The sequence below is a fragment of the Dyadobacter pollutisoli genome (genome assembly GCF_026625565.1).
GTDB lineage: Bacteria > Bacteroidota > Bacteroidia > Cytophagales > Spirosomataceae > Dyadobacter > Dyadobacter pollutisoli.
The window spans coordinates 3,955,705-3,980,781 of record NZ_CP112998.1 but is presented as its reverse complement, the minus strand read 5'-3'; the positions used below and the strand labels follow the sequence as shown (position 1 = coordinate 3,980,781).

The window sequence follows — 25,077 nt, the reverse complement described above, 5'->3', positions numbered from 1 at the left end:
CTCTCAACGGGCGAAGCTACCTGTGTTATTTCACCCACACACCATTTAACATCACTTTCAAAACCTTTCGTGTAGCGCTGATGTCCTGCAAAGGATTGCCATGGACTAGCACCAGGTCTGCAATTTTGCCTTTTTCAATGCTGCCCAGCTTGTCCTCAATTCTGAAAAAACGTGCATTTTCCATGGTAGCAGCCATAATGACCTCTTTCGGACTGATGCCGCTTTCCACAAATAACTCCATTTCACGCTGATAAGCCCAGCCCATTTCGGCATAGGTGATCATGGAATGCGAGCCGACTACGAGATGTACACCTGCCTTTTTTAACTTTCCGGTCAATGCCTTCATATTTCCAAAGGCAGTCAGTCTGGCGGTGTCAAGAGGTAAATCCGGGGCGGCCTGATACTCGAAAGCGCCAAGCGTTGGGCTGACGAAGGTGCCTTTTCTGACCAAGAAATGAGCTAATGTGTCAGCCAGCGGTCCATTGACATTCACTTTTTCCCAAAAGTCGTACCGCCCCTGTTTTCGTGCATTGTTGTCCGCAAGTACCAGCTGGCGGTATTTTTCTCCCTCGATCTGCGGTTGCAGGGACAATCCGAATGAGGTAATGTGTTCTATTCCATCCAGCCCGGCGTTAATCGCTTCCATCGCCTCCGTAGTTTCCAAATGACCCGTTACAGGGAGCCCACGGCTGTGCGCTGCCTTGCATACCTCGCGGATAATACCCGAAGGAAGCCGAAAGTAGACCTTAATCACGGACGCGCCCCGGTCTGCCATTTTATTGACCTGATTCACAGCTTCCTCAGCATCTCTGACCACATAAGCGTCTTTCGGATAGGCAGGAGGGAACATGTCAATGTGCGGATCAGCGAGAAACAACCTTGGAATCGGCTTGCCGGATTTTCTTTCCCCGTCATAGGCTTCGATCCATGCGCCCGGATCGCGGACGGAGGTAACCCCGTTTTGAAGAAACATCGCGGGAAGGTCCTTTACCCCGTCCAGGTGAAAATGTGAATCTATAAAGCCTGGAAGCAATGTGAGACCCTTCCCGTCCACTATTTTTGCCCCGCCCGGAATGGTAACTTCGCCAAGTTTACCAACTTCTTTGATCATTCCATTTTCTACAATCACACATCCATTCAGGACAGGGTCTGCTCCCGTTCCATCGATGATAGTGGCCCCGGTAATGGCAATTGTACCTTTCCCTACCGGAATTTCCTTGCGATTGATCTCCTTGATGACATTGGGCTTACCGTCGCCATCAGTTGGGGGGGTACCGCAACTGAGCACGAAAGCTACGCTGCAAAAAGCAATGATAGTCTTAATCTTTTGAAGGAAATGCATGAAGTGATTGGCCAAGTAGAGGTTTTAGGAAATCGCACTGGTTTGAACAATGATCCGATGCTAATTCCAAAAGAAGAAACCGTTGTGATTATAACTACACGCCTTCGGAAGTCATAATAATCTGTTGCATAGTGCCGTCCTGATTGTAGCGCAGCCGGTCCAGACAAACCGATCGCCGGTGGCTGCTTCCGTTTGGTAAAGCACCAATGTGGTAAAAGAAGTATGATTCATTTCTAAAATCAATGATGGCGGGACGGTTGGTTTCACAATTAAAAACAGTCTCATTAAGTATTCCTTTGAAATCCCAGGGACCAAGAATGTCCCTGCTCATGGCGTACGCGACTTTTTCGGGAAACTGATATCCGTATGACAAATAGTACCAGCCGTTTCGTTTATGAATGTGGGCACCTTCCTGGAAATCGGGCAGGTCAATGATGTGTACCGGGCCGTCGAGTTCAATCATGTTTTCTTTCAACCGGGCAAAATAGCAGGTTCCATTTCCCCAGAAAATATAGGTTTGTCCATCATCGTCAACAAGAACTGTCGGGTCGAGGTTTGCCTTTTCATTTTCGGTAGGCGGCAGCATGTCGTGTGTGATCATCGCAGATCCACGTGCATCTTCGAATGGACCAGCGGGAGAATTGGAAACAGCCACACCGATTGCTTTGCCCGATAGTTCAGCGTGCGTAACTGACACATACCAGTAAAATTTCCCGCCGCGCTGAATTACTTTCGAAGCATAAGCATCGCCCGACGACCATTTAAAATCAGTAGCCCTCAGTAATATGCCGTGATCTTGCCAATGTATCAGATCATTGGACGAAAAGCCGAGCCATGTATTCATCACATAACCGGAATGGCCGATCCCGGCCTCGTCGTGGCCGGTATAGAGGTATACGATCCCGTCATGTACCAATACCGTCGGATCAGCGGTAAAGAAATGTTTGATAATAGGATTACCAGTCACTTGCCGATTCATTTTTTACTGTTTTGGCTAACAGTAAAATCTCCTAAAACTTTGTGCCTGAGGAATGGATTTCAGTGACTGATGTTTTAGCCACCCGCCTTTTTTCTTTTAACAGTTTGTAATTTTTGTGGTGTGCCAATGCGGGGTCAAGTCGTTCGAACAATCCCTGGTTTTTGAATGCGTACCAGTTGATTTTCAGTAGATAGAGACTTACGTAGGAGCGGGGATGGTCAAAGATAAATTTGCCGGTTTTGGAGAGTACTTCTTGTCTTTCCAAATCCTGCTGAGCGACCCAGTAGTTCAAACTGTCCGTCTGATTTTTCTTGCGGGCACGCACTTCCTTCACAACATAGGCATTCAGCCGCGCGTCCGATGGTTGCTGGATGCTATCCCAGTACATCCGCCATTCAGGATTGCTTTTCGAATGTGTCACCACGGATTTGGAAACGTCGGTAGTATCCAGCCGGACCTGGGTGCCGGAATCAAAAAAGAAAGTCAATGAGCCCTTCATTTGCGATACCTGTAACTGGTACAGGTCGGGAACCAGGTTCCGGTCCATTTGCAGGTGGGTAGTGTCGAAGCCGAGCTTAATGGAATGGACCACAGCCGCAAATCCTTTTTCACGTGTGAGTAAAATGGCTTTACGACCATTCAAAACGGCGGGTGCGTCAATGCTGATTTTTACATTTTGGGAAAATGCATTGGTAACGAACGCAAGAAGGAAGAGAATTTTATACATCGGCAATCGGCTTTCGGCAATCGGATTTGGGCCGTAGGCGATGAGCAACAGGCTATAAGCAATCGGCTTTCGAAAATTAGTAAAAAAAACTGACGGCCGAAAGCCGACCGCCGAAAGCTAAAAACTGACTGCCGAAGTTACTTTATCTCTATCTTCGCCACTACCGGCTGATGATCCGATGGATAGCGCTGTTCTTTGGCATCTGTTAAAACGCCGTATTTGAGTACGTCAATATTCTTGCTCACAAAAATGTAATCGATCCGTTTGTCCATTGGCGCATCGAATTTGAAGCTGTTGAATGTTCCTTCCGGGCCATATGGTGCTTGCTTGGTAACGTTATGCGCGTCATTAAGCAGGTTACTGATCGTTTTGATCTGCTCGGTGTCAGGGGTGGAATTGAAATCACCGGTTAGCAGAACGGTGGATTTTCCCGCGATTTCATTAATCTTTTTTACCATCAAATGCCCCGACTGGCGGCGCGCTTCTACACCCTGGTGATCGAAATGTACATTGAAAAAGAAGAACTCTTTTTTACTTTTCAAATCCTGAAATTTTCCCCACGAGCAAATCCGATTGCAGCAGGTTGCATCCCAGCCTTTTCCCGGCTTATCCGGCGTTTCGCTAAGCCAGAAATCTCCTGAGTTAAGCAATTTGAAACGGTCTTTCCTATAAAATATCGCAGAATGTTCGCCACCTTCCTGACCATCGTCACGACCTTTTCCTATGAATGCGAAATCTTTCAACTCGACCACATCCCTCAGCTGGCCGATCAGTGCTTCCTGTACGCCAAACAAATCGAATTCGTGAAATTGAATGAGGCCTTTGACGTTTTCCTTACGGTTTGGCCAGGCATTTACGCCATCGTTGGCAGTGTTGTAGCGCAGGTTGTAGGTGGCCAGATTGATTGTGTTTTTTTGTGCAAATGATGTTTCGGCCAATGCGAAAAGCAATGCCAGCAAAAGGGTAATTTTTTTCATTGTAATTAAATGGTTGCGGACTTTTTAAAATAAAAGAAAGACCCCGAAGGGGTCTCCTGTAATCGGGTGAAACTATTTTCCTTTCTTTGGGATCAAAAATTTGCCTACAACTTCGCCGTCGTCACGGATCATTTTCATATCCAGCTGTTTCCTGGTAACATGTAGTTTGATCAATGTGCGTTTACCTTCCAGCGGGCCACCACCGATTACGATCGGGTAGTTGTGGGTTGCGTCGGGCTCGTGTGTCATATACCGGTGCGTATGCCCGGAGATTTGCAGGTCAATTTTTGACTTGTTCAAAATCGGCCCGAACATTTCTCGGCAATGCAATGTACCATGCCAGTCGCCGGAATGGTAGGGCGAAATGTGGATCAAAACAATGCGGAAATCTGCTTTTTTGAACTCTGCGGATTCCACCTCTTTTTCAAGCCACTTTTTCTGAACTTCCCGGTACCGGTCAAATGCGGATAACCCGCCATATTCGACGCTGTCATCCGTTTTGTCCTCACCCGAATCCAGTACTACAAACCTGACGGGGCCGCGAGTGAATGCGAAATAGTATTTCTGGTCGGGGTAAGCATAGTATTCGGGAATGTGCCGTGAAAAACTTCCCCGGCACTCATGGTTTCCCTGAGTGAGCAAGAACGGAAACTCGGTCGCAAAAATATCCACAGAAGGCTTGATCAGGTGGTCTACCATTTGCTGTTCCTCTGTAACCCAGTCAAAGCAGTCGCCATTAAACACTACAAAATCGTAGTCGCGGGTGTTGCCAGTATACCCGTGGCGATAAAGCAGCTGCGGAATGATCTGAGGCCGGTCATGAATGTCATTGAAGATCACCATTTTAAACTCGTCTTCATTTTCGCCCCACGTTTTGAAGCCGTACAATGGGCTGGCAATGGTTTCTCCGAACTCTACTTTGGAGCCTTTGTAACCTGTCACCTCAGTCGAAACGATCTTGTACTTGTGCTCCGTTCCTGCATTAAGGCCGGTCAATGTAACTTTATTGATGCGGTTATTGGCCTCGATCAGACCATTATTATAGCCAAATTCGCGTTTGCTCGTGTAAGTACCGGCACCGTATTCCACCCAGCTGAAACAGTTTTTATGGGTGATCCACATAATGGTCACCTCATTGGTGCCCATATTTTGCAGGTAAGGCCCGGCTACAAAATGATTTTTTTCTTCAACCGGCAATGCATCTCCGGCCTGGGAAGCTGACAGGGGCAACAAGCTCAGCGCCCCTATCTGTGACATTTTTTCAAGAAACGACCTTCTGTCTGAAAGCATATTAATTAAGGGTTAGGAATAGCAAGTTAGTATTTTACTCCCAATTCGGGTTCTGCGAAAGATTGGTGTTCAATAACCTTTCTTGCTTTGGAATAGGGTATAGGTAGTCTTTGTTTTCGTCAAACTTCTTGGTAATGTGTCCGTTAATGATAATATTTCCGCCTTTGACGCCATTTTCGAGGAGAATTTCGCTGCCCAATTTTAATAGTTGCGCACCGGGAACCGTCGGTTTGGTGCCTTCGTAAATCACGAGGTCAACCTTACCATTCCTGTCCAGATCATAGCTGCCGGGACCTGGGAAGTACATTCCTTTGTACTGTTTGGTCAGGAGCTGGCCTTCTTTCCAGCGGATAATGTCGTCCCAGCGGAAGAAGTTTTCCATCACCAGTTCCACACGTCTTTCTCTGCGGATTTCAAGGATCACACCTGCATTTTTGCCGGACAATTTCGTGTACATCTGTGCCTGGTACGGGTCCGGCTTCGCATTGGCGTCGGCCAGGTTAATGTTGGGCATTCCCACACGGTCACGGATCAGTTTGGTCGAAATGTCAAGATCGTCCTGTGTCAATGTGCCTTTTTCCGCTTTTGCTTCTGCGAAGTTCAGCAACACCTCCGCATATCGGAAGATTGGCATGTCGGTAATGTCCTTTCCGAATGTATCCCACTTAGGCTCGGAAACGAATTTGATCAGCTGATAACCCGTCACCGTAGCGCCAAACTCTGGTACCAATGGTGTCGACTCGCCAATGCGGGTGTAGCCTGGTGTGCGGATAGACTGCGTCAGGCGTGGGTCACGTTTCTGGACCTCGTCGTAAAACTGCATCGTTTCGTAACCTTTGATATCCGTAAAACGCGTTCCATCGGCCATCAAATAGCTGTTCACCAGCTTTTTTTCAAGTCCCGGCTTGCCATACGAAGCCGTCATTGTGTAATAGTTGAGGTTGTGATAAACCTGCAACTGATCGCTGAAATCGCGACCGAGAATGACTTCCTCGGCGATGGAATTATCGGCAGAGAACAGTTTGAGATACGCAGTTGCCGGAGTGTCTTTGTAGATGCCGTAGCCACTGTTTTTCATCAGGTCTTGTGAAGCTTCAATGCATTCATCCAAGAATTTTTCAGAGTCGGGAAGGTTAAATTCCGTGTGATACTTGCGGTAGGTACCTTCGTACAATGCCATGCGCGACTTCAATGCGAGTGCCGTCCATTTGGTAATAGTATTCACCTGGCGTGTGCCGTCGAGGTTAGCGATCGCGAAGTCAATGTCGGCCATTACGGAGTCCATCACCAGCGTTCTCGGATCTCTTGCCTTGGTTAGCAGATCCTGGTCTTCCACTTCGATCGTGGAAGAATACCAGGGCACATCGCCGAAGCGTTTCACCATTCCGAAGTAAAAGTAAGCCCGGAAGAAACGTGCTAATCCATTGTATTTCGCAACTGCTTTTTTGTCTGTGCATTTACCGGAATTGGCAAGGAAGTAATTGATATTACGCAAGTTGGTCCAGGTCCAGCCACCACCACTCGTCGGCACGATCCTGGTTCCCTGCAATTCATCCCGCAAGCTGTTTTTGACTACATTATCCACATCTTCATTATATACATCCTCCGCACTCGGCAGGGCGTTGTAGAATGAATTGGTATAAAGAAGCAGGTCATTTTCTGTATTAAAAAATGTTTCCGGCGCAATGGCTTCCTTGGGTAGCTGGTCCAGGTCGCAGGCGGTGAGCCCAACAGCCAGCAGCATGATATATATGAGCTTTTTCATCATTCTAAAAATTTGAGTCGTCAGATTAGAAATTGAGGTTTAAACCGACTGAATATGTTTTGGACAAAGGGTAAGTCCGTCCATTGGTACCGTCACCGTCAAATTGTTCAGGATCAATGTATTTGCTTCTCAATGGCGTGTAAGTAAGCAGGTTTTCGCCGCTCACATAAATGCGCGCCCTTGGAATCCGGGCCAGTTTGCTGATGCGTTCAGGGATTGTGTAGCCGATCACGACATTTTTGAGTCTCAGATAACCAATGTTCTGGATATAGCGATCGTTTCGGGCATTCAGGTCGCCGCCGCCGTTCAATGCTGTGTAGCCTCTCAGGATCGGAAAGTACGCGTCGGTGTTTTCAGGAGTCCAGACGTCTTCTTCAAATTTTTCAGGAATAAAAGAGTAGTAAGGACGTGAGTAGGGCCCCCAGAACTTATCCGCATTAGCTCCTGGATACCAGTTTCTGCGAACGATACCCTGTGCCAGGGCAGAAAAATCAAGACCTCCCCACGATGCTCCGATGTTCATGCCATACCGGAACCTTGGGTTGGCATTACCGATGATTTTGAGGTCACCATGATCAGCCAATGTGTTGGCGCCTTCCGAAATTTTACCGTCACCGTTCACATCAATGAATTTGAGGTCGCCGGCCTGCAACTTGCTCCATTCGCCCGGGGCGCTCAGCCGCTGCTTATTAACCAGTGTCTGGTCTACCTTATAGGCCTGTGCCTCTTCATTGGTTTTGAAATAGCCATCAATGGAGTAGCCCCACATTTCGCCGATTTTTTGTCCCTCGTACCGGCTAGACAGGATTTTGTTCGGGTTGTCGTATTTCGTGATCGTCGATACATAATCCGAAAGCATGAAGGACGCATTGTATGCGAATGTCTTGCCTGCCAGCTTGAATTGGTCCCGCCATGCGAGTGAGATTTCAAATCCCTTGGTTTCCAGGTCTCCCGCATTCTCGGTAGGAACAGTTGCGCCATATACCAGCGGCAGTACCTTGCCCGGAATCAGCATGTCGGAAGTTTTGCGGATGTATGCGTCAAATGCAAGATTCAGCCTGTTTTTCAACAGATCAGCGTCCACACCAATGTTGGAAGTCGTTGCCGATTCCCATGTCAGTCCGGCAGAGATCGGGTTCGGGCTGTCGACGTAAGAAAGTTTCTGGCCATTGGTGATCCAGCTTGACAGCGCCACGGGCATTGTCGAAATGTAGGGATAGAAGCTGGCCGAACTTGGATTATCATTGAATTTTGGAGGTAGCTGGTTACCGAGCGTTCCGTAAGATGCGCGGATTTTTAGGTTGTTTACTACGCCTTTCAAAGGTTCAAAAAAGTCCTCCTCGCTGATGCGGTAACCTGCCGAAACCGACGGGAAGAAACCATATCTCCTGCCTGCGCCAAACCGGGAAGTACCATCGTACCGACCATTGACTTCAAACAAATATTTACCACTGAAATCATAATTCAGGCGAAAGAATGCGCCGAAAAGTGAGTATTGGTAAGATCCGCCATTCACCAGTTGTTCCCCGGTTCCGAGGTTAAGGTCATTTAGGCTCTCGGACAAAAGATTTTTACGCGAACCTGTGAGTGCCTGATGTTTGCGCGTTTCATAGTTCATCCCGATTGTCGCACCTAAAAAATGCTTTCCAAAGTTTTGATTAAAAGAAGAAAACACATTGGTAACGTGCATTGGATCAAACCATAATGTCTTTTTCAACTGGTCGGTATTGTAATTCGGGACCGCTGCCAGGATGCCAGGCTGAATGGAGTATTGGGCAACTGCTGACCGGTACCAGTCGTCGGCAATGTAGAATGAGTAGGAATGATTGGCAACCAGGTTCCAGGATTTGGTAAAATCAATGGTAACCGAGTTAATGGTCGTGAGCTCGTGTATCTTCTTCTCTCCGCCCGCTGCTCCTTTCAAAAGATTGGCGAACAACCCGTCACCAATGGAGTAGTTGTTTTTTAATGTATTATAAGTAGCCGTTCCGTCGGGGTTTTGAGGTGCGTAGGCTGGCATTGCATGCACAGTAATTGCCACAAAATTCGCATTCGCACCGCCTTCAAGCCCTGGGTATTTGTATCTGGAATCGAAATATTGCGTGTTATTGCTCACTTTCAGCCATGGCGTCAGCTGCGCGTTGACCTTGCTTCTGAAAGTATAGGAATTGAACCGGTCGGTATTGATCTTCATAATCCCATCTTTCTGAAAAGCCGATCCTGAGAGGAAGTAATTGATCTTCTCAGTACCGCCGGAGAGGCTGAGGTTATGCTGCATAGACGGCTCCGTCATATCGAAGATCGTGTTCCACCAGTCGTAGTTTCCGTAGTAATTGTAAATGTCCTTGCCATTCACATTTTTTACCACAGTCCACGGACGGGCTGCATTCTCTGTTTTGTCGTATCTTCTGGCTTCCAGTTCGGCATAGTCTTCGTCGGAATACCGGGTGTAGGTATTTCCTGTTGCCCGTTTGAATGCCTCATCATTCAATTTGGTATGTTCGTAACCATTGGTGAGGAAGTTAGTGCTGACGGTAGGCGTCGACCAGCCGAAGTTGTTGCTGTATGTAACACTGGTTTTACCGCTTTTCGCAGTTTTGGTAGTCACCAAAATAACCCCGAATGCTCCACGTGCACCGTAAATGGCCGAGGCAGCAGCATCTTTCAGTACCGAAACTGATTCTACGTCGTTAGGGTTGATCCGGTTGATATCACCAGGAATCCCGTCGACAAGTACCAGCGGGCCGCCGCCGTTAATGGAAGTTTCACCGCGCACGTTCAGGCTTCCTCCCGATCCCGGGGCACCTGTACCAAAAGTAATGTTCAGGTTAGGCACCATGCCTTGCAATATTTGTGACATATTATTCAAAGGCCTGTTTTCCAGGTCTTTGGCCTGAACCTGTGTTACTGCGCCGGTGAGGTTTACCCGTTTCTGGGTACCATATCCCACCACGACTACTTCTGACAATGCCTTGTTGTCGGCTTCCAATGTTACATTGATCGACGTGCGGTTACCTACCACGATTTCCTGAGAGATATAGCCGACGAAACTAAAAACCAGCACCGATTCTACATTCGGTACCACCATTTCAAATTTCCCCTGACTGTCGGTCGTCGTGCCCTGCGAGCTTCCTTTCAAAACCACACTCACACCCGGTAACGTACCCTGCCCGTCGGACGAGCTAATGGTACCGGTCACATTGATTTCCAGCGGCAGGACATAGTTTTGCAGCCTTTCTTCCAGTTCAGGAATGACAGATTCTTCTTTACTGAGCCTGCTTTTTGCCAGCACGATCTGGTCGTTGATTACCCGGTAGGTAATGCCGCGGGCAACCAGGAGCTGGTCCAGTACTTTGGAGAGTTTCTGATTTTTTACATCAATGCTCACATTTTCCCGAACCGAAACGCGACTGCTGTAAACAAACCGCGTGTTCACTTTTTGCTGGATCTGGTTTAATGCTTCTTTAAGCGAGACATTTTTCAGGCTCAGCGTCATGTCCTTACTCAATACCGATTGAGCAGAAGTTTCTTTTGCGTAGCTGGCGCCTGCCAGCGTGGCGACGAGAATCCATTGAAGCAGTCCAATGCGCATAATTTTTCGCCAGTCGACCGGCTTGTTACGTACTGATTTTTGCATAATTTTGATTGTCTGATGGTTAAGCACTGTTGGGTAAAAACATCCCTTTTGTTCGGTGGTACGATTTGAAAGGGGTGAAATCTTGGACCGGGGGTGGTGGTACACTCCCGGTTTTTTCATGGCGGAATAGATATGTAGGTCATGATGAGGATATATATAGGTTATTCACATGGTGTTCCGCTGATCCTGATGTTATTGCCCGATATGGTATAGGATGCTTCCAGGGTGGTACAAAGCATTTCCAGGATACCAGGTAAGGGTTGCGATTCGAAATTGGCGGTTACGCTGCACCGGGAAATTTCCGGATTGGAGAGGCTGATACTGACATTAAACCGCTTTTCAAGTTGCTGAACGATCTTGTTGAGCGGAGTTTCTTCAAATACAATGCTGACAGGTTCATATATTTCTTTGCGTGCCTGCTCGGGTATCTGCTTGGATATGAGCCGCCTCGAACCTATTTCAAATAATGCCTGCTGTTTTGGTTTCAGTATCACCTGCTGAGGCTTTTGCTCTGTACCTGGCGTGGTAACTTCCACTGTACCAGTGACCACATCCACCTGAAAAACCTTTTGTGCAACAGGCGCTTTTACATTGAAACTGGTACCCAGCACGCGGATCACCATTTCGCCGCTCTGAATCATGAATGGACGGCTCTTGTCTTTGGTAATGTCAAAAAAGCCTTCTCCCGAGAAAGCAACCAATCTTTTATCCTCTTCGAAATCCCTGGGGTAAGTGATCGCAGCATCCGGGCGCATGGATACAGAACTTCCGTCGGGCAGGTGGTGGATCACGATCCGGTGTTCCTCATTCACGAAGTGCGTTAGTTCATTTTCTGCTTTTTCTTCCAGCTGCTCTGTAACCGTAAGCTGTGTTGTTTTCTTAAATGGATTGATAAAATACAATCCTAAAACCAACAGTACCGATGCTGCAAGCCCGGTGATCCATCGCCAATGCAGCATTCTGGCAGGCTGCTCATCGGCCTGTTCCAGTTCCGCCCTGATATTTTTGAATGTATCATTTTGAATCTCTCGCGACTCTGCATCCGGGAGGTGGTCCAGATAGCGGGTTTCTCCCTGCAATGATGCGTACCAGGCTTCCACCAATGCTTTTTCCTCTTCGGTGCATTGGTCAAGCAAATATTTTTCGAGTAAAAGGGGCGATATTTCGGGGGGCTTCATTGCTTAAAGTCTGTTACAAACTTCAAGTCGCGTGCCGGGAGCCTGACCCTTAGTCCGGATCAGAATTTTTTTAACAAAGAGGAAAAAAGAGCACAGCGCAGATCATATGTTCTTTCAAATGCTCCCTCAGTATCCGCAAAGCCTTGGTAATGTGTTGTTCGACAGTCTTTTCTGAAATGGTAAGCTGTTCGCCGATATGTTTGTTGGACAAGCCCTGGCGGCTGAGGACAAACACTTCCTGACATTTGGGCGAAAGCAGGTGAAGGCCTTCTTCGTACCGGTGTTGCAAATCAGAAGCAAGGGTATGCTGGTCGGGAAGTTCGGAAGAATCGGTGCGCATCAGCTCCCACTGGTCATAATGATGCTGGCGGGTGAACTCTTTCCGGTAGAAGGAAATGATTTTTTTCTTGGCAACAGAAAACAGAAATGATTTGCAGCACTGAATGTCATCGCGGCGCCCCCGTTGCTGCCATAAGCTTACAAAAAGCTCTTGAATAATTTCCTGAGCAGCAAAACGGTCATTGACCTTGCTGTAAGTGTAGTTGAATAAGGACTTGAAATAACGGTTGTAAAGTTCTTCAAAAGCGAGTTCATCACCTTGTCCGCTAATCAGGATCAGGATATTTTCATCGGAACAGGTAGAGTAGATGGAGTTCATAATGAAGACGGCCTTAAAATCAGATTTACTTTCTTCGAAAAGATTTACAAAATTCGCACTTAAATTAATGTTAAGCTCTTTAAACAGATTAAGTAATCTCATTCTTTTTTTTACTTTCTTAACAAAAATTTAACCTGATCATACCTCTACAATCATTTGATGAATGAACAATTATCCGCAGGCTTCACGCATACTGGTAGCTATTGACTGTATCATATTCGGCTTTGACGGAAAGGATATCAAACTGTTGCTGATCAAACGGAATTTTGAACCTGAAAAGGGGAAATGGTCATTAATGGGTGGTTTTCTTAATCAGGATGAAGATCTTTCCGACGGCGCAGCGAGGATATTATATAATCTGACAGGCCTGAAAGATATATATGTAGAGCAGCTCGAAACATTCGGGAAAGTCAATCGCGACCCGGGCGAAAGGACAGTTTCAGTTGTATTTTTTGCATTGATACAAATAGATGACCACGATGCCGAAGCTGTAAAAAGCCACAATGCTTCGTGGATCACGCTGGAAAGCCGCCCAGGGCTGATATTTGATCACGAACAAATGGTGAACCAAGCCATTGAACATTTGAAATACAAGGCCGCATTGCACCCCATCGGCTTTGAACTCCTTCCGGAACGGTTTACCATTCCACAATTACAAAAACTTTACGAGGCGATCTACAATATCCCGATCGACCGGCGAAATTTCAGCAGAAAGTTGCTTTCCACAGGCCTCCTGATCGATACAGGGTATAAAAATAGCAACAGTACCACCAAGAAAGCAGCCTTGTACAAGCTGGATGTAGTGAAGTACAAAGAGAAATTTCACTCATTCTGGAATTTTATGCCCGACTCCATGAAACAGTCGTAAGGGTGAGCAAGTACTTTCCAGTCTCTTCTTTATAAATTGATCAACTGGCGGGGTGCTGCCGGTGAAATTCTTCAATTTTAATTGTGTCAATTGTACACTATAATCAAATTTATTTATATTTGTTAGTTGATTAGTTAAATTGAAGGAAAAAGTCGGAACCTTACCATATCCTAAGCCGCAATATGAAAGAAAACTACGTGATCGGAATTGATTTTGGTACCGATTCGGTACGTGCATTGGTAGTCAACGCAAACACGGGAGAGCAGGCGGGTACCGCGGTGGCCGAGTACACCCGCTGGAAACAGGGGAAATACTGTGACGCATCAGTTTCGCAATTCCGCCAGCATCCGCTGGACTATCTGGAGGGGCTGGAAAGCGCCGTGTCGAGAGCATTGGAACAATCGCCGGAACATGTCAGGGAAAATATAAAAGGAATATCGGTTGATACCACGGGTTCAACACCGGTGGCAGTTGACAGAAATGGTACTCCATTGTCTCTGTTGCCCGAATTTGCTGAAAATCCGAACGGTATGTTCATTCTTTGGAAAGATCATACCGCTAATGCAGAGGCTGAGGAAATCAACAAACTTGCGCACGGCTGGTCGGTGGACTACACGAAATATGTAGGGGGCATTTATTCATCGGAATGGTTTTGGGCGAAAATCCTGCGCACATTACGCATAGATGCGGCGGTACGGGAACATGCTTACTCATGGGTGGAGCATTGCGACTGGATATCGGCCGAACTTACCGGGGTTACTGATCCATTAACATTGAAAAGATCGCGCTGCGCGGCAGGGCATAAGGCATTGTGGCATCAGGATTTCGAAGGATTGCCGTCCAATGCGTTTTTTACCGAGCTGGACCCACTGCTCGATGGTCTTCGCGACCGGCTTTTTGCTGACACAACTACGTCGGACAGACCTATGGGCACCATTTCGCAGGCATGGGCCGACAAGCTGGGTATACCTACTGATGTAATCATAGGTGTAGGCGCGTTTGATGCGCATATGGGTGCCGTAGGCGCTTTGATCGAACCTTATTCGTTGTGTAAAGTGATCGGTACCTCTACCTGCGACATGCTCGTGGCGCCAAATGGAGAGGTCGGGCATTTGCTCATTAAAGGAATTTGCGGACAGGTGGACGGCTCTATTGTTCCCGGTATGCTGGGAATGGAGGCGGGACAATCGGCGTTTGGGGACATTTACGCATGGTTTGCCAGGTTGGTTGTGGAACCGGTCAGGACTTTGTTGGGAGAGGAAGCAGCGCAGGAGTTATCGAAGAAGTTACTTCCGCATTTAGCCGCCCAGGCTTCTCAGCTACCTGTTACAGAAAAAGACATCATTGCCGTCGACTGGCTGAATGGTCGTCGTACTCCTGACGCCAAACATACATTGAAAGGGGCGATCCTTGGCCTGAACCTGGCCAGTGATCCTGCCAGAATATTTAAAGCATTGGTAGAGGCAACAGCCTATGGTTCCAAAAGCATCGTGGAACGTTTCCGAAATGAAGGCGTACCGATCCATCAGGTGATTGCGATTGGCGGTGTTGCAAAAAAATCGTCATTCGTGATGCAGACGCTGGCGGATGTACTGAACATGCCCATTAAAGTGGCTGCTTCGGAGCAGGCTTGCGCTTTGGGTGCGGCGATGTTTGCTGCCGTTGCGGCCGGCGTCTACGAGACATTGCCGGAAGCGCAGGAAGCTATGAGTTCGGGATTTGATGCCGTATATCAGCCCAGGCCAGAGCAATCGGCTGTATACCAAACGCTTTATCAGAAATATTTACAGTCTGGCGCTTTCCTGGAAAACGAATTTTTACAAAAAGCAGCAGCAGTCCCGGCCAATTCCTACTCCGATACTTTTTAACAACTGTCTTTCACGATATAATGCTTGATTTAAAACAATTTGAAGTTTGGTTTGTCACAGGTAGTCAGCATTTGTACGGCGAGGAAACACTCCGCCAGGTTGACGAGCACTCCCAGATTATCAGCAGGTATTTTGACCAGTCGCCGGTAGTTCCGGTCAGGGTCGTTTTCAAACCGGTAGTGAAGACGCCGGACGAAATTTTTAACATTATTCAGGAAGCAAACTGCGCGCCACATTGCATTGGCATTGTAGCATGGATGCATACTTTTTCGCCAGCCAAAATGTGGATCAGGGGATTGCAGATCCTGCAAAAGCCGCTGCTGCATTTACATACCCAATATAACCGTGACATTCCCTGGGCGGATATCGACATGGATTTCATGAACCTGAACCAGTCAGCGCATGGCGACCGGGAGTTTGGGTTTATCATGACCAGAATGCGGCTGAACCGGAAAGTGATCGTTGGACATTGGCAGCAGGAACATGTGGTGGACGGACTTAGCCAGTGGATGCGCGTAGCAGCAGGCAGACACGATCTGAAAGGTGCGAAATTCGTAAGATTCGGAGATAATATGCGGCAGGTTGCGGTTACGGACGGAGATAAAGTAGCTGCTGAAATGACATTTGGATTTTCGGTCAATACCCACGCTGTGGGTGATCTGGTGGAAGTGATCAACCAGGTTTCTGATGAAGAGGTAACTCAGTTAACAGACGAGTATCAGTCATTGTACAAGTTGGCGGCGGGTCTTGGAAAGGGTGGTGAGCGATACAATGCATTGCGGGACGCGGCGCGTATAGAGCTGGGGATGAAGTACTTCTTGGAGGACGGTAATTTTAAAGGTTATACCAACACATTTGAAGACCTGCATGGCATGAAACAATTGCCGGGTATTGGGTCACAGCGCATGATGGCTGCTGGGTATGGATACGCAGGTGAGGGCGACTGGAAAACTTCGGCGATGGTACGTGCGCTGAAAGTAATGGCTAGCGGGCTGGATGGAGGCAATTCGTTTATGGAAGACTATACCTACCATTTCAATCCGGCCAATAACCTGGTACTAGGCTCGCATATGCTCGAAATTTGTCCGTCAATTGCGGCGGGTCAGCCTTCCTGTGAAATCCATCCGCTGGGGATAGGAGGGAAGGAAGATCCTGTGCGGCTGGTTTTCAATGCACCGGCGGGACCTGCGATCAATGTTTCTCTGGTGGATATGGGCAATCGTTTCAGGTTGCTGGTGAATGAAGTGGAGGCTGTCGCTGCGCGGGAAGAGCTTCCCAAATTACCGGTGGCGAGGGTGCTTTGGAAACCAGCGCCGGATATGCACGCCGGTTGTGCCGCATGGCTGTATGCAGGAGGGGCGCACCACACGGTTTTCAGCCAGAACCTTACTACTGACCATATCGAAGCATTTGCAGAAATGACTGGTGTGGAGCTGGTAGTAATCGACAAGAACACGTCATTGAGACAGCTAAAAAATGAGCTGCGGTGGAGTGAAGCCTATTACAGATAAAGAGCAGATCATGTCAAAATACACCTATTTGAAAGAGTTGGTTTACGAAGCCAACATGGAAATTCCGAAGGAAGAGCTTGCTATCGTCACATTCGGTAATGTCAGCGGGGTCGACAGGGCTGCAGGTGTGGTGGCGATCAAGCCCAGCGGCGTCCCCTATCACCGCCTGAAAGTGGAAGATATCGTGATCGTGGATTTGGATAATGTGCTGGTGGAAGGAAATATGCGTCCTTCCTCGGACACCAAAACGCACACATTGCTCTATAAAAACTTCCCGACAATCGGCGGGGTTTGTCATACGCATTCCACGTACGCGGTGGCCTGGGCGCAGGCCATTACGCCCATACCTAACCTGGGTACCACGCATGCGGACCATCTAACAGTGTCTATACCAGTTACTGAAATAATGTCCGACGATATGATCCAGAGGGATTACGAGCTGGAAACAGGGAATCAGATCATGGATGTTTTTAAGAAAGAAAACCTAAGTCCGGAAGAAGTAGAAATGGTGCTGGTGGCTTGCCATGGCCCTTTTACATGGGGCAAAGACCCGGCCAAAGCGGTTTACAATTCGATTGTATTGGAAGAAATTGCGAAAATGGCCTATCTAACCTTGCAGATCAATCCGGCGGCTGTTGCGATCAAGCAGAGCCTTTGCGACAAGCATTATTTCAGAAAGCACGGTAAAGACGCCTACTACGGGCAAGGCTGCTGATCCTTATTTTTTCTCGGAACGTTTGCTGGCAATGTTACGCATTTGCTGTAATGCCTCCTGGCGCGAAATGCGTTTTTCGCTGGATTTCGCTTCCTCGATTGCTTCTTTGGAAAAGCGGCCTTTGAAAAGATTGAATAGGGAAAAAAGCATAAAATAAGTTTTCTTAGCTAACGGGGAAATATTAACAACGCATATCCAAACATATGAAAGATATGGTTATAAAAAAACTACCGGCTGAGGAATTCGGCCGGTAGTCAAGACTTTATAAACGTTGAGTATAGTGGGTCGATGCAGGAGACAATTAGCTCATCACTTCTTTGCGAAGCTTACTGCCCGGGTGGAACTCATCTTTGATCCAACGAACAAAATTGTGAGAGTTGGTTTTGTAGATTTCCATGGATAATGGCTTAATACCACTGAACTCCACTTCTTTAACATACTGAGCATGTAACTTCAAAATCTCGGACAGTGTTTTGCTATCAGTTTTCATTCAATGTGTTGTGTTAAGGTTTACACTCTGTTGGTGCTCCATTAGTAAAAAGACGTACCTACATTTTAATTTTGCTTCGCATTATTCGAAAAATTATGAAAATATTTTAAATAGTTATATTTAACTATACTATTGGCTATGGAAACACAATTGGATATATCCTTTCCATTATCAAACTGTTACATTTTAGGGCAAATTGTAGACGTGTGATAATCAATACAGTTAACTATACAACAGGTTACAAAATAGCAGGGCAAAGTAACTTTAAATGTGATTTTTCAGAGAGAGAGCTTCTTTTTCAGGAAGGATATTTCCAGAGGTTTGGGGAGCAGGTCAATGATGTGCGGGCTTGCTTTTGCTTTCTCAATGTCCCTGGTATCGATCGTCGAAGAGAGCATGAAGATCTTGATCCTGGACCGTAGAAGATCCGGTAGATGGTCGAATTCGTCGATAAACTCAAATCCGTTCATATCAGGCATCTGTAAATCGAGCAAAATAATTGTTTCAGGTAGGGCAGGGCCTTCTGCCAATAAATACTTCAAAGCATCGCGTGCTGAATTGAAAGTCTTCACCGAATCAGTAATCCCGCTTTTTTTAAGGAGTTTTTCATAGATGAATAAATCAAAAGCGCTATCATCTATTAAAAAGAAGTTAAGCAGTGACTTCATGACGGGTCAGTTAAGTATAGAAGGAATGTTGATTTCAAAAATGCTACCTTGTCCTATTTTTGAATTTACACTAATATCGCCCCCTAATTTCGATATCGCCTCGTGTACAATATACAGTCCGATCCCGGAACCGCTGTTGGTAGCACCAGCGCGATAGAACATTTTGAAAATTTTATCCTGATCTGAATCCTTTATTCCGGAACCGTTGTCTTCCACAGTGATGGTAGCGTCGGTCTCGGTAGATTTGACGGTCAGGTGAACAAAAGGGTTAGGCTTATTTTTGTCCTGGAATTTGATAGCGTTGTTTATGAGGTTATTAAAAATGATCCTGAGCTTCATTACGTCGGAACGGAATATTCCTGACTGATCAATGTCTGTGGTCATTTTCAGATTGCCGTATTCGGGGAGGTACTGGATCGTTGCCTGAACTTCTGTCACAAGTTCTTCGAAACTGATATCCGTGACGACAGGTACGCCACGCGCATTTTTGTAATAATCGATAATGTTGATAATGAAAGTATCCAGCTTCTTGACCGACTGCCGGATGAGTTCCAGGTATTCATTTTGAGATTTAACGTCTTCTTCCAGCAAGGCAAGGTTCACAATACCCAGTACGGACATTAAGGGTGCCCTCAGATCGTGAGATGCACTATAAACAAACTTGTCCAGCTCCTCATTGGCCTTTTGCAGCTCTATATTGCGCTGTTTGAGATCTTCACGCGTTTTGTAAATATCGTAAGCATGCGTAATAGCATTTTCCACATATTTATAATCCCAGGGCTTGTCAATGAACCTGAAAACCTCACCTTTATTAATCGCGTCAATGGCCGCAGTGATGTCGGTGTGTCCTGTGATAAGTATACGGATAGGTTTAGGATAATCAAGCCTGATCTTCTCAAAGAATTGGACACCAGTCATGATCGGCATTCGCTGATCCGCAAGGATAATGCAGAAGTCCTTGGTGGTCAGAATATGCTCGGCCTCCATTACCGATGACGTGATGGTAATGTCGTACTGTTTACGAAATGAAGCCTTGAATGAATGCAGGTTATGCTCTTCATCGTCGATATACAGAATGGTTATTGCTTTGTCACTCATTGAGGTTCAGGGATAGGAAGCGTTGCTCTTTTAACCGGAAGTGTAATTAAAAATTCTGTTCCTTGTCCGACTTCCGTATTCACTTGAATGTTTCCGTGATGTACTTCGATTATTTTAAATACAATTGAAAGACCTAACCCTGTGCCATCTCCCACTTGTTTGGTGGTAAAAAACGGTTCAAATATTTTAGCACGTACCTCCGGAGTCATTCCCGGCCCGTTATCTTTCATGGAAATCGCAATGTGTTCAGGATCTTTCAGCCAGGATTTCACCCATATGGTAGGTGTTTTGTTTTCTTGTTTATCTTTCAGTAACGCATAAATTGAATTCGTAAGAATGTTCATGAAAACCTGGTTTAGCTTTCCTGCGTAGCATTCAATGCTAGGTATATTCCCTAATTCTTTTACCAAATGTATAGAATTCCCCATTTGATAGTTCAAAATAATCAATGTTGATTCCACACCCTCATTAATATTGACCAGGTTTAGGTCAGTCTCGTCTATGCGGGAGAATATTTTTAACCCTTTTACGATTTCAACGGTGCGGTGCGCGCCGTCCTCCATTCCTTTCAGCAAGGTAACCAGTTCCGTTTTGACGTAATCGAGATCCAGATCTTCCTTGAGCTGCTGTATCTCCTTCATTTTGAGTTTCAGACTGTCGATGCTGTCTACTTGCTCGACCTCATCATAGGAGTCCAGAATTTCAAGGATATCATCAATGTCACGGCGTAACGGCCGGATATTGGAGCTCACGAAGTTGATCGGGTTGTTGATCTCGTGTGCAATACCAGCAGTCAGCTGACCCAGGGAGGCCATTTTTTCGGAATCGATCAACTGGGTCTGCGTATCTTTCAATTTGGTCAGTGTAATGTTGAGTTCTTTATTTGCAAACTGCAATTCCGACGTACGCTCATTGACGCTTTTTTCAAGGAAGGCATTTTGTTCCAAAATGATCTTTTCATTTTCCATTGAAATACGTAGCGCCTGGGCTTGGGAAACTTCTTTCTCTTTCTTTAAAATGTTGATTTTATCAGCTAGTGCAAAGGAAAGTAAAATCACTTCAATTGCCGTTCCAGCCTGCATGGTATAGTTCGTAAACGTATTGTATGGTAATATATTAAGATTTCTTAGTGTATATAGCACAATTCCAATTAAAAAGATTGACCAGGCTACCAAATAGAATTTCGCTGGGCGGTAACCGTCCAGTGAAAGTTGTATCGCAACCACCAGCGCCAGTAGCGCGGCCGCTGGTCCTGTGACGTCAATGATCCTGTAACTGATACTATCCAACCCAAGCAGGTTGAACACCATTGAAAGTACAAAAGCCACAATCAGGGCGGACAAAATCCGGTGAATGGATGGCGCTCTTTCTCTTGAATGCAGAAAATTTTGAAAAAACAGAATGGCAAAGATCCCGCCCAATGCCGGGAAAATGCTAAAATATTTGTTTAGTGCAGGCGTGTTAGGCCAAAGAAACTTAAAGGTATATCCAGTAATAGTGATCTGATTAAGACCTATGAAAAGAATGTAAAAAACGTAATAAAGGTAGCTTTTCTCGCGGATGGAGAAGTACAGAAAAAAGTTATAGAGCATCATCACAATCAGAACACCCATATGGATGCCGGAAATGATCTCATTGGTAAAGGTAAACTGAAAGAAACCCATTTCACTCCGAACGATCAGTGGTAGTACGATCTGTTCATTGCCCTTGATTTTCAGGTAGTATTCACGGGTTTGATTTTGATGGATATTAAGTTTGAAGACAATATTTTGGTGCTTTACCGATCGCTTGGTAAATGGGTCGTTCCAGGAGATAGACTCCTCTGTGAACTTGTTATTTTCCTTCGTAAATAAGTAGCACGATTGTATCCTTGGGTAAGCCAGTTCCAGAAACACGTTGTTGTCAGCTGTCTTGTTGGTGATTTCAAACTTGATCCAGAATGTGGATTTACTAAGCCCGAAATTAGGAGTGTCCTCATAACTCTTGTCGAATTTAGCTTTGGAAATCACTTCTGAAATAGTACGGGTTCCCAGGCTGTCTTCAAAAATTTCTACGTTTTTACCGATCGTAATGTCTGTTCCATCAAATATTACCTGACCGGCATTTGTCGTGACGGAAATCAGTAACAGCAGAAATGTCAGAAAATTCTTCTTGCAGAGGTTTAATTCCATTTTTTGATGTCGTAATTTATTGTCAGATCTCCTCTTCTGCCACTTTCCGTCACTGTTTGTATTGGGTTTTCTCTTAGGCTGAAAATCTTCTCTCTTTCATCATCCGTTGCAAAGGGCAGGTTTGTCAAATCCCTTGCAATCAACGACGTAGCGATCAATCCTTCTTTGGGGTAGTAGAATGTGCCATTGTTTCCGAGGTCGGTGAGTACTTCAAAACCAATACGCTGACTGATAACCAATGTGATAGGAGAGCACAGGCCCATCAGATATTTGATGCCTACCATAGAAGAAATCGCCATCGCTGTTCTTCCCAGGTATACACTTCCAATCCCATAACCAGCCACTTCTTTGGAATTGAACAATCCGCAAAACTCGGCCACATGGTAATCGCCGATGTTATCCACATACTTATAAATGCTCTTGTCAATTTTGGCGATAGCATCCTCCATGGGCATTTTCAGGTTTGGGGACCTCACCTGTACCCTTGTACCGCCGTATATTTGACTGCCGTCTTCTGATTCAACTATAATGACGTAGGTGTTAGGGTCATGCAGCCAGTCATGGTTTGCCGAAGTAACTTGTTTGACTCCATACGCTTCCAAAACTTTTCTATGTCCGTCTGCATATCTCAGGCTGGTCTCCACATCATCGGGCGCACGGTATGCTTTAATCTGTGCTACCATTTAAAATTGAGGGTTAACAATAAATAATGTTTCATCCAGCGATAACCTGTAACTGGGGATCTTTGGTTTTTCAGCTTTTGCTATCTTAAATAAAAACACCTCGGCCGCATCTTCACCGATCGGCACTATGGACAGGAATTTTTTTCGTAAATCTTCCAACCTCGCCGCTTCTTCATCGTCCAGACCTTCTCCGTGCCCTTTTGTAATTCTTGGAAACAGATAAAAAGGGGAAATTAACGGATGGATCGCGAATTCCAATTCTTCCGCCTTCAGCCACAGCCGCTGCATGGCTATGCCACCCAGGAAGAAGTTCTCGTAGGTGTAACGGGGCAATGTAATCATCCCCAGGCCCGAAGCTGTATGTATTGTACTGAGCGCGGCGTCAATCAGTGCATTTCCGCCGTTAATATTTTTTAAAGATTTTGTAATTTCTTCGTCACGGATGATGGCCAGGGCTGCCATTTGAGCCGTATTCATACCCAATGTCCGGATATCGATGCCATCCCTGGTGCGTTCGGCCTCCTGTGGCGACCACTTCATTTCCCGTTGCACAAAATCACGGTGACCATTGACATTCAATAACCTTACCCGGTCGCATTCACCAATGATCTGGCCGATAGCCATGACCTTTGCTTTTTCTGAAAAATATTGAAATGATGCTCCTACAACGCTTTCTGCGGCATTTTTGAGCGTTTCTAGTTGTGTTTCAGTGATTTCAACCGGGACGGAAGGGTTGCGGTTGGTACTACGGTCGTATATGACTTTTACAGACTGAGGGGAATAAACGGCTTGCAGATCGCTCGCCGGCTCCTTATAGAAATCAATAGCTGCGATCAGTATCGAATCTTTGCCAAGCGGGAACAAATTGCCTTTGATCCCCAGGCCGGCCTCATTACTTTTCAATGTCAGGTTTTCGTAAGAAGCCCCGAAGGATATATTGGAAGCGATATGATCAAAGTCGCCGAAAGAGTAGGACCGGTGCTGATCGTGAAAAAGATGTAGCCTGCCATTGCGGTAAAGCCATTTCCAGGGCTGGTCATTACCGGTAGAAGGCGCCTGGCACGCCGCTTTCACAATTTCCCGAATCGTGTTTTCGTCCGGGCCTTCGCTTGCATTTGTATATGGTAACGAGTCAGCTATACGAACCGCCTCTTCAACATTAAAGGGCTTGTAAGGATTTTCGGGGAGCGGTGATTTTTCGCGCGGTATTTTGTTGCTAACGAGCTCTTCCAGATCTATATAGTATCTTCCCGATTCATGATATTGATCCAGTAATAATCGCCTGCAAACATCGGTCACTACGCCTGCGCCCAGTGTGACCGCACTTGCCAGCTGCGGCCAGGTACTGATCGTCTGCCCGATTTCGACCAGGGACACTTTTCCTCTTTTGGAACCGTTGATCGCATTCACGATTTTGAGCACCATCGGGAGTCTGTCCTGTTCCGAAATGTTTTCGAGTTTTTCGGCTGGAACATCTTTTAACAGTCCATGAAATATGGGCCTTTCCGGTTCCAGATCATATCTTTCTACGTCCAGCATACCTCTGTCACTTGTTTCCATGATGACCGGGATCCGGTATTTGCTGGCCTCTATCCGGCAAGCAATTTTGATCCCGATGTCATCGCACTCATCGATTAAAATGTCAAGCTTTCCTCCTTCCAACAGAAAGGAGTCCATGTTTTCCTTGTTTACTCCTTCCGTAAAGCACTGAATTTCGAGGTATGGGTCTATTTCAGCAATTTCTCTTGCTGTAACAATGCATTTATTAACGCCAATATTATGGAGCCCGGTTTTGATCCGGTTCAGGTTGCTTAGTTCAATGGTGTCGAAATCAGCGAGTTTGAGTTTTCCGCAGGTTCTTTCCGTGGCAATGCTGATGGCTACGGCGTGCCCTACCGACAAGCCAATGATTCCAATTTTACGTTGTGATAACGCTTCCTGTTCTTGTGGGGTAATTTTGTACTGATTGCGGCTGGTCCTGAGCTCAACGAACTCATTTTCATCCAAAATGTGAAGCAGGCGGCCTGACCAGGGATAATATATCCATTGACCTTCTGTTTCCGGGTCTTTTCCGGCCAGCCATTCCTGATAGATATGGTCTGTTTCAACTGCTGTCAGGCGTTTCCTCGGATGCCGTATTTTGATGAGCTCTTTCTTCTGTAAAGCGAATAAATCAAGTACGGCTTTTTCAGTGTAATCATCTATGAATGAGATGAATTTTTGCTTGTCAGCGTAAAGTTCCTTGGGTATAAAAACTGGTTTGTAAGCGTTACTGTTACTTGCGTCCTGATACATTTTTAATTAATTGTGGTGCAGTCCCAAAAAGAACTCAAGCTGAAATTTAACAAATCACAAAATTGTTATTGATCTTCGTGTAAAAATGGCCTGCTGGTACCTGCATATTTGAATTTCGTTATTTCGCCTGTGATGTTTGTTATAATAATTACACAAA

At 46.1% G+C, this 25,077-nt stretch carries 20 protein-coding genes; 4 read left to right on the top strand and 16 right to left on the bottom strand.

Annotated elements, in window-relative coordinates; genetic code table 11:
• Positions 1-25: 25 nt before the first annotated feature.
• The 9 genes from ON006_RS16260 to ON006_RS16220 all read right to left on the bottom strand — a co-directional run bounded on the left by ON006_RS16260 (position 26) and on the right by ON006_RS16220 (position 12,655).
• Positions 26-1,342 (bottom strand): amidohydrolase family protein, encoded by a 1,317-nt coding sequence (locus ON006_RS16260; RefSeq protein ID WP_244822867.1) that lies wholly within the window; start codon positions 1,340-1,342, stop codon positions 26-28.
• Positions 1,343-1,436: 94 nt separating this feature from the next.
• Positions 1,437-2,321 (bottom strand): glycoside hydrolase family 43 protein, encoded by an 885-nt coding sequence (locus ON006_RS16255; protein ID WP_244822868.1) that lies wholly within the window; start codon positions 2,319-2,321, stop codon positions 1,437-1,439.
• 31 nt (positions 2,322-2,352) lie between these two features.
• Positions 2,353-3,048 (bottom strand): hypothetical protein, encoded by a 696-nt coding sequence (locus ON006_RS16250; protein WP_244822869.1) that lies wholly within the window; start codon positions 3,046-3,048, stop codon positions 2,353-2,355.
• A gap of 137 nt (positions 3,049-3,185) precedes the next feature.
• Complete coding sequence (locus ON006_RS16245) at positions 3,186-4,025, bottom strand: endonuclease/exonuclease/phosphatase family protein (protein WP_244822870.1); 840 nt, start codon at positions 4,023-4,025, stop codon at positions 3,186-3,188.
• 72 nt (positions 4,026-4,097) lie between these two features.
• Complete coding sequence (locus tag ON006_RS16240; RefSeq protein WP_244822871.1) at positions 4,098-5,315, bottom strand: metallophosphoesterase family protein; 1,218 nt, start codon at positions 5,313-5,315, stop codon at positions 4,098-4,100.
• A gap of 34 nt (positions 5,316-5,349) precedes the next feature.
• Positions 5,350-7,083 carry a RagB/SusD family nutrient uptake outer membrane protein gene (locus ON006_RS16235; protein WP_244822872.1) on the bottom strand — a complete coding sequence of 578 codons (1,734 nt, stop codon included), beginning with the start codon at positions 7,081-7,083 and terminating at the stop codon, positions 5,350-5,352.
• 22 nt (positions 7,084-7,105) lie between these two features.
• On the bottom strand, positions 7,106-10,717 hold the full coding sequence (locus ON006_RS16230) for a TonB-dependent receptor (protein WP_244822873.1): 3,612 nt from the start codon (positions 10,715-10,717) through the stop codon (positions 7,106-7,108).
• Between the two features lie 161 nt (positions 10,718-10,878).
• Positions 10,879-11,895, bottom strand: coding sequence for a FecR family protein (locus ON006_RS16225; protein WP_244822874.1), 1,017 nt, complete (start codon positions 11,893-11,895; stop codon positions 10,879-10,881).
• A 70-nt stretch (positions 11,896-11,965) separates the two neighbouring features.
• Entirely contained in the window at positions 11,966-12,655 is a 690-nt protein-coding gene (locus ON006_RS16220; protein WP_244822875.1) for an RNA polymerase sigma factor, read from the bottom strand.
• A 61-nt stretch (positions 12,656-12,716) separates the two neighbouring features.
• Between ON006_RS16220 and ON006_RS16215 the strand changes: the two genes are divergently transcribed.
• The 4 genes from ON006_RS16215 to ON006_RS16200 all read left to right on the top strand — a co-directional run bounded on the left by ON006_RS16215 (position 12,717) and on the right by ON006_RS16200 (position 17,515).
• Positions 12,717-13,421, top strand: coding sequence for an NUDIX hydrolase (locus ON006_RS16215; protein WP_244822876.1), 705 nt, complete (start codon positions 12,717-12,719; stop codon positions 13,419-13,421).
• Between the two features lie 182 nt (positions 13,422-13,603).
• A complete protein-coding gene (locus ON006_RS16210) occupies positions 13,604-15,289 on the top strand; it encodes a ribulokinase (protein WP_244822877.1) in 1,686 nt (561 codons plus the stop codon).
• Between the two features lie 20 nt (positions 15,290-15,309).
• Entirely contained in the window at positions 15,310-16,800 is a 1,491-nt protein-coding gene (gene araA, locus ON006_RS16205; RefSeq protein WP_244822878.1) for an L-arabinose isomerase, read from the top strand.
• Between the two features lie 10 nt (positions 16,801-16,810).
• Entirely contained in the window at positions 16,811-17,515 is a 705-nt protein-coding gene (locus tag ON006_RS16200) for an L-ribulose-5-phosphate 4-epimerase (protein WP_244823205.1), read from the top strand.
• A 3-nt stretch (positions 17,516-17,518) separates the two neighbouring features.
• Here the strand turns inward: ON006_RS16200 and ON006_RS16195 are convergent, their stop codons facing one another.
• From ON006_RS16195 to ON006_RS16165, 7 genes are all read right to left on the bottom strand, one after another.
• Entirely contained in the window at positions 17,519-17,665 is a 147-nt protein-coding gene (locus ON006_RS16195; RefSeq protein ID WP_244822879.1) for a hypothetical protein, read from the bottom strand.
• Between the two features lie 151 nt (positions 17,666-17,816).
• Positions 17,817-18,005 carry a hypothetical protein gene (locus ON006_RS16190; RefSeq protein ID WP_244822880.1) on the bottom strand — a complete coding sequence of 63 codons (189 nt, stop codon included), beginning with the start codon at positions 18,003-18,005 and terminating at the stop codon, positions 17,817-17,819.
• 278 nt (positions 18,006-18,283) lie between these two features.
• Positions 18,284-18,673 (bottom strand): response regulator, encoded by a 390-nt coding sequence (locus ON006_RS16185; protein WP_244822881.1) that lies wholly within the window; start codon positions 18,671-18,673, stop codon positions 18,284-18,286.
• 6 nt (positions 18,674-18,679) lie between these two features.
• Positions 18,680-19,771 (bottom strand): sensor histidine kinase, encoded by a 1,092-nt coding sequence (locus ON006_RS16180; RefSeq protein ID WP_244822882.1) that lies wholly within the window; start codon positions 19,769-19,771, stop codon positions 18,680-18,682.
• Positions 19,768-21,942: a sensor histidine kinase gene (locus ON006_RS16175; RefSeq protein WP_244822883.1), complete on the bottom strand. Its 2,175-nt coding sequence runs from the start codon at positions 21,940-21,942 to the stop codon at positions 19,768-19,770. Before ON006_RS16175 ends, ON006_RS16180 begins: the two co-directional genes overlap by 4 nt.
• Positions 21,933-22,625, bottom strand: a complete 693-nt coding sequence (locus ON006_RS16170) for a hypothetical protein (RefSeq protein WP_244822884.1) — start codon at positions 22,623-22,625, stop codon at positions 21,933-21,935. Before ON006_RS16170 ends, ON006_RS16175 begins: the two co-directional genes overlap by 10 nt.
• Positions 22,626-24,920 (bottom strand): Rv1355c family protein, encoded by a 2,295-nt coding sequence (locus tag ON006_RS16165; RefSeq protein WP_244822885.1) that lies wholly within the window; start codon positions 24,918-24,920, stop codon positions 22,626-22,628. It abuts the gene before it with no gap.
• Between the last annotated feature and the right edge of the window lie 157 nt (positions 24,921-25,077).